This window comes from Desulfocicer niacini (assembly GCF_054657595.1).
In genome coordinates, this window is sequence record NZ_BAAHYK010000104.1 from 1 (window position 1) to 4,778 (window position 4,778).

Annotated in this window: 8 protein-coding genes; all 8 read left to right on the forward strand. The window is 40.9% G+C overall.

What is annotated here, in order from left to right; genetic code table 11:
* Positions 1-611 precede the first annotated feature (611 nt).
* A complete protein-coding gene (locus ACYQ2M_RS24575; RefSeq protein ID WP_459919042.1) occupies positions 612-1,736 on the forward strand; it encodes an AAA family ATPase in 1,125 nt (374 codons plus the stop codon).
* A complete protein-coding gene (locus ACYQ2M_RS24580; protein WP_459919043.1) occupies positions 1,729-2,433 on the forward strand; it encodes a DUF4276 family protein in 705 nt (234 codons plus the stop codon). The genes ACYQ2M_RS24575 and ACYQ2M_RS24580 overlap by 8 nt, the downstream gene beginning before the upstream one ends.
* 82 nt (positions 2,434-2,515) lie before the next feature.
* Positions 2,516-2,728 carry a hypothetical protein gene (locus tag ACYQ2M_RS24585; RefSeq protein WP_459919044.1) on the forward strand — a complete coding sequence of 71 codons (213 nt, stop codon included), beginning with the start codon at positions 2,516-2,518 and terminating at the stop codon, positions 2,726-2,728.
* 4 nt (positions 2,729-2,732) lie between these two features.
* Complete coding sequence (locus tag ACYQ2M_RS24590; protein ID WP_459919045.1) at positions 2,733-3,041, forward strand: hypothetical protein; 309 nt, start codon at positions 2,733-2,735, stop codon at positions 3,039-3,041.
* A 7-nt stretch (positions 3,042-3,048) separates the two neighbouring features.
* Positions 3,049-3,435 (forward strand): hypothetical protein, encoded by a 387-nt coding sequence (locus ACYQ2M_RS24595; protein WP_459919046.1) that lies wholly within the window; start codon positions 3,049-3,051, stop codon positions 3,433-3,435.
* Positions 3,432-3,626 carry a tyrosine-type recombinase/integrase gene (locus tag ACYQ2M_RS24600; RefSeq protein ID WP_459919049.1) on the forward strand — a complete coding sequence of 65 codons (195 nt, stop codon included), beginning with the start codon at positions 3,432-3,434 and terminating at the stop codon, positions 3,624-3,626. The genes ACYQ2M_RS24595 and ACYQ2M_RS24600 overlap by 4 nt, the downstream gene beginning before the upstream one ends.
* 136 nt (positions 3,627-3,762) lie before the next feature.
* Positions 3,763-4,074: a nucleotidyltransferase domain-containing protein gene (locus ACYQ2M_RS24605; protein WP_459919047.1), complete on the forward strand. Its 312-nt coding sequence runs from the start codon at positions 3,763-3,765 to the stop codon at positions 4,072-4,074.
* Complete coding sequence (locus tag ACYQ2M_RS24610) at positions 4,064-4,450, forward strand: HEPN domain-containing protein (protein ID WP_459919048.1); 387 nt, start codon at positions 4,064-4,066, stop codon at positions 4,448-4,450. Before ACYQ2M_RS24605 ends, ACYQ2M_RS24610 begins: the two co-directional genes overlap by 11 nt.
* The last annotated feature ends 328 nt before the right edge of the window (positions 4,451-4,778 follow it).

Consider the following 4,778-nt stretch of genomic DNA (forward strand, 5'->3'; position numbering starts at 1 on the left):
GATACCAGACAGAGGCGGTACCGTCTTCTGCCATTCTAAAATTATTTTCTTGATCATGCCCCCCCTGTTCGCATAAGGCAGCACTGCGCACTTGACTGCGCACCAATACCCGTGGAACATATAAAAGGTAAGAAGGATATCTTCCCTGAGGATCTTAACAAAGCTATTGAAAATATGAAATCCAACCTATCAAAAAACGAAGGCAGCCTAACCAGGACCCTTCTATTTTATAAATGTATTTCATGGTTACCGTTTATCATTTCTTTACTCATCTTTTTCAACAAGATAAATCCAAGCTGGATAGAGCTTTTTCAAAACTGCTTTGAAAATCTTAAGTTTTCGAATCTGTTAATTTGACTTTTTAATCTGGAAAACGGAGGAAACGGGGTCTGACCAAGTCAATGTCTTGGTTTTACATGATAATCATTCCTAAAGAGAGTCATTCTCATGCTTAAAAACAACTTATCAGGGGTAAAAAGAACTCTCTAACCCCAAAATACACCAGCATCCTTGTCATCCATAAATACCTATGTTAACAACTCCATAGTGATTAGAAATAATTGCCTATTCAGGCAATAACATAAAGCCGTGGCACATGGAGAACAAATATAATGGCACAATCATTAGACAAGCTGACAATAAAAGGATTCAAGTCCATTAAGAATCTTGAGGATTTTAATCTTTCCAATCTGAATGTTCTCATTGGTGGAAACGGTGCCGGCAAAAGTAATTTTATAGATTTCTTCCGAATGCTCAGAGCAATGATAGAACTGCCTTTACCGGGGCTTCACCGCGCAAATTTGAAAGCCTACATTGCCGATGGGGGCGGCAGCGATGATTTTCTTTTCAATGGTCCCAAGATCACCCGACAAATAGAGGTTGAGGCAAAATTTGGGGGAAATGGCTATCGTTTCAAGCTTGCCCCCACTGCCGATGCCACCTTCATCATCAATGATGAGGCAAGGTATTATGATGGAGGAACAAGCGGTTGGTGGGAAATGGCAAGTGGACAATCCAAGCCGGAGTTACTCAAAGAAAAAGATAAACGTGGTGTTGCAGGGGGACCAAGCGTTGCTTCCTATATATATGACGCCATTTCTTCATGGAAGATCTATCACTTCCATGATACCAGTAAAATGGCCCCCATGCGCCGGTTTGAAACCGTGGATGATTGTGAGTATCTGAGATTTGATGCCGCCAATATTGCCCCTTTTTTGTTTGATTTGAAGCATCACAAAAAGAATGTGTATGAACAGATAGTGGAAACCATTCGCCTGGTCACCCCCTTTTTTGATGATTTTATTTTAAAACCAAATAAGAATGAAAAAATCCGACTCCGCTGGAGACAAAAGGGATCCGACTACCCCCTTAAGCCCCAACATATGTCCGACGGCACCCTTCGGTTTATATGCTTGGCCACAGCCCTTTTGCAGCCGGATCCGCCATCAACCATTATCATTGATGAGCCGGAACTTGGGTTACATCCTTATGCCATTGAGATCCTGGCCGAGCTGATCAGTGCCACCTCCCAGAAGACCCAGGTTATTATATCCACGCAATCCCCGGCCCTGGTGGACTATTTTGAGCCCAACGATATCATTGTGGTCAACCGGGAAAAAGGGGCATCTGTCTTCAAGCGCCTGAATGAGGAAGAACTCTCCACCTGGCTTGAAGATTATTCCCTGGGAGAACTCTGGCGTAAAAACATTGTGGCGGGAGGTCCCTCCCATGAATAGTATAGATATCTATATTGTCGTGGAAGGCCCCACAGAGCGGACGTTTGTCCGGGATGTGCTGGCTCCGGAGCTGGCCAACAAGAATATATTTCTCCAGGCATCTGTAATTGGAAAGCCCGGCCATAAAGGTGGGGATATTCGTTTTGGCCGAGCGGCAAAAGATATTGGAAATTTTCTCAAACTGCGTAAGGACATTTATGTATCAACAATGTTTGATTTTTTCAGGATTGATCCGGACTGGCCGGGTAAGAAAAAAATCCAAGGAAAAATCAAAGGGGGTCGAACACTTCCAGCCATTAGAAAAGCTGAGATATTAGAAGGTGAAACATACAACGGGATTGTGGAGCAGTTTTCACAGTACAATGCGGAAACACGATTTATCCCTTATATTGAAATGCACGAGTTTGAAGCATTACTATTCAGCGATGCTGATATTCTGGCGGAAAAAACAGGGATTAATATCGTTGAGATTAAGAAAGTGATTGAAGCCTATGACAATCCAGAAGAAATAAATGAAGACCCGGAGAAAGCGCCATCAAAGCGCCTTGAAAAATTGAAAACAGGATACAGAAAGGTGGCCATGGGGAAAATCATTTCCGAAGCCATTGGAATTCAAACCATACGAAATCAATGCCCTCACTTCAACGCCTGGCTGACAACACTTGAGGAGCTTAAAGAAAAAGCATCAATAAAATAGCCCCTTGACACAATTACCTTTCATATGTAATCATTTACCTGTCACGTAATTTTCCGAAGCTCTCCTGAAAAGGAGAGCCTTCATGCAGCACCACAATTCAAATCAATTACAAAGCCTGTTTGGACAGAACACCCCCTCTCTATCCGTACAGGCTTTTCTGCGTTTCGGCGTTCAGCCAACCCCCCTTGACTTGGGGCCTGTTATCGAGCCACCCACAAAAACAAAAATCTATTTCTGGCCGGAAGCCACGGTGGCATTATTTTCTGTCCCGGACATAAAGAAAGACAATGGGTGAGCTGATGAACCAAGTGGAGATTGACATCCTGGCCGAAAAAATCGCCATACGACTCCAGCCCCCTGGTCGATGGCTGAAACTGAAGCAGGCGGCAACATATTCCAACCTTGGCCAGAAAGTGCTCGTCTCTCTGGCAAAAAAAGAAATAATTGTGGGCTTCAAAGATCAACATCTAAAGACAAAGCCATGGATCTTTGACAGAAAATCATTAGATGCTTACCGCGAAAGGCAAGCCATGACTGGAAGATCATCCGCGCCCAGTGATGAGGATAAAAAAGCTGTGGATAAAATTTGTGATTCTTTGGGAATTTGATTCAAAAATGGTGACAGAATTTAAAATACATGGTTTTCCTGTCTTTCGCCGTGGTGAGACCTATTACATCCAGTTTACCCGGTCAAAGAAGCGAACTTTGAAAACAACAGACAAAGCAACTGCAAAGAAAAGGGCAGAGCTTGTTGTCAGGAAATATTTTGAGAATCAGATTGAAACCCTCAAAAAGAAAAAGGTTCAACTCATATCCGAATATTTCAATGAGTATTCAGAAAACCGTGGGGATCTGTCCCTCAAGGCGCTAAAAATGGATTACACCGCCGTCAACAGCCTGATTGAAATCATAAAGGATCAACCCATTAAGGATATTGATGGTTCTCATATTTCAAAATTCATCCGGACACATATACCCACCGGTTTAAAAAACTGGCACTGAAATGTGGTCTCAAAGATGTTCACTTCCACCATTTAAGGCACAGCGCAGCAACGGCCATGCTTGAAGCCGGGATTGACCTTCCGGTAATACAAAAAATTCTGGGCCATGAAAGCATCTCCACCACACAGATTTATGCCGATGTCCTGGACAATCATATGGTTGACCAGATGAGAAAATTTGAAGGGAAATAACCCGATTGCAGGCCGAATTCAGATTCACGTCAAGACCACCGATTGATCCATTGCCGTGCATCGCGTTAACTTGACTATACTACCGAAAAACAGTATCTTTAATAAATACTAATTGATAGACACTTTGGAGCATTTAATGGGTATGACTTCATCTGGATTAAAAAAAGAATTATTAAAGGACAAGATAAGAGATGCGCTTATCAAAGAACCTGAGATTCAGCGGATTGTATTGTTTGGTTCCTTTTTACACTCCAGCACTCCAAATGATATTGATGTAGCCATATTTCAAAATAGTAACCAAAAATATATTGCCCTGGCCATGAAGTACCGTAAGTTGGTACGCAACATCTCAAAAATAATTCCCGTTGATATTCTGCCGATTAAATCAGAAGTAAAAGGTTTTTTCATAGAAGAAATTGAAAAGGGGGAAACAATCTATGAAAGATGAAACCAAAGTCTGGCTAAAATTTGCTGAAGAGAATTTAAAATCATCTAAAATTCTTCTCAAAAGCCACCTGTACAACCCAAGTCTTCAAAATACTCAACAGGCTGCTGAGAAACCCCTGAAAGCAATCTTTATTGAAAAAAATATCAAATTAAAACGGACTCATGATATTTTAGAATTAGTAAATTTGTTAAATGATCATGATATTTCAGTGGACATTACAGAAGAGCAATGTGATTTTTTAAATACAATCTATTTACCGTCAAAATATCCAGTGGGAAGTGCCCTACCCGACTTTAATCCGGATGAAGACATTTGTCGTGATGCAATTTTAATCGCTGCCAATGTTTTTATTTCTGCAAAACAAATAACTAAATAAGTGCATCACATGCAAAGTTTTAAAGCAATTATCAGGGCTCATGGCAATAAAAAAACGATGGAATATTATCATTCACTAAACTGTTTTGCACCCAAAATTACACCCAAAACGGCTGATAGGTTGGTAAACACAGAGCAAAACTAATTCCTCTTAATCAGTAGGTCGAAGGTTCGATCCCTTCACGGCCCACCACTCAAAATACTTATAAAAACAAAGTCTTGCGATCAATATAATTGCAAGCATTTTTGTTTTATATCTCAACCAACCTTTCAATTTTGCCCACTTTTTGCCCACTTTCAAAATAATGATAAAAGCATTAAACAGATAT

Coding starts and splice junctions, on each gene's coding strand:
- ACYQ2M_RS24575 (WP_459919042.1), top strand. CDS start 612: ATGGCACAATCATTAGACAAGCTGACAATAAAAGGATTCAAGTCCATT.
- ACYQ2M_RS24580 (WP_459919043.1), top strand. CDS start 1,729: ATGAATAGTATAGATATCTATATTGTCGTGGAAGGCCCCACAGAGCGG.
- ACYQ2M_RS24585 (WP_459919044.1), top strand. CDS start 2,516: ATGCAGCACCACAATTCAAATCAATTACAAAGCCTGTTTGGACAGAAC.
- ACYQ2M_RS24590 (WP_459919045.1), top strand. CDS start 2,733: ATGAACCAAGTGGAGATTGACATCCTGGCCGAAAAAATCGCCATACGA.
- ACYQ2M_RS24595 (WP_459919046.1), top strand. CDS start 3,049: ATGGTGACAGAATTTAAAATACATGGTTTTCCTGTCTTTCGCCGTGGT.
- ACYQ2M_RS24605 (WP_459919047.1), top strand. CDS start 3,763: ATGGGTATGACTTCATCTGGATTAAAAAAAGAATTATTAAAGGACAAG.
- ACYQ2M_RS24610 (WP_459919048.1), top strand. CDS start 4,064: ATGAAAGATGAAACCAAAGTCTGGCTAAAATTTGCTGAAGAGAATTTA.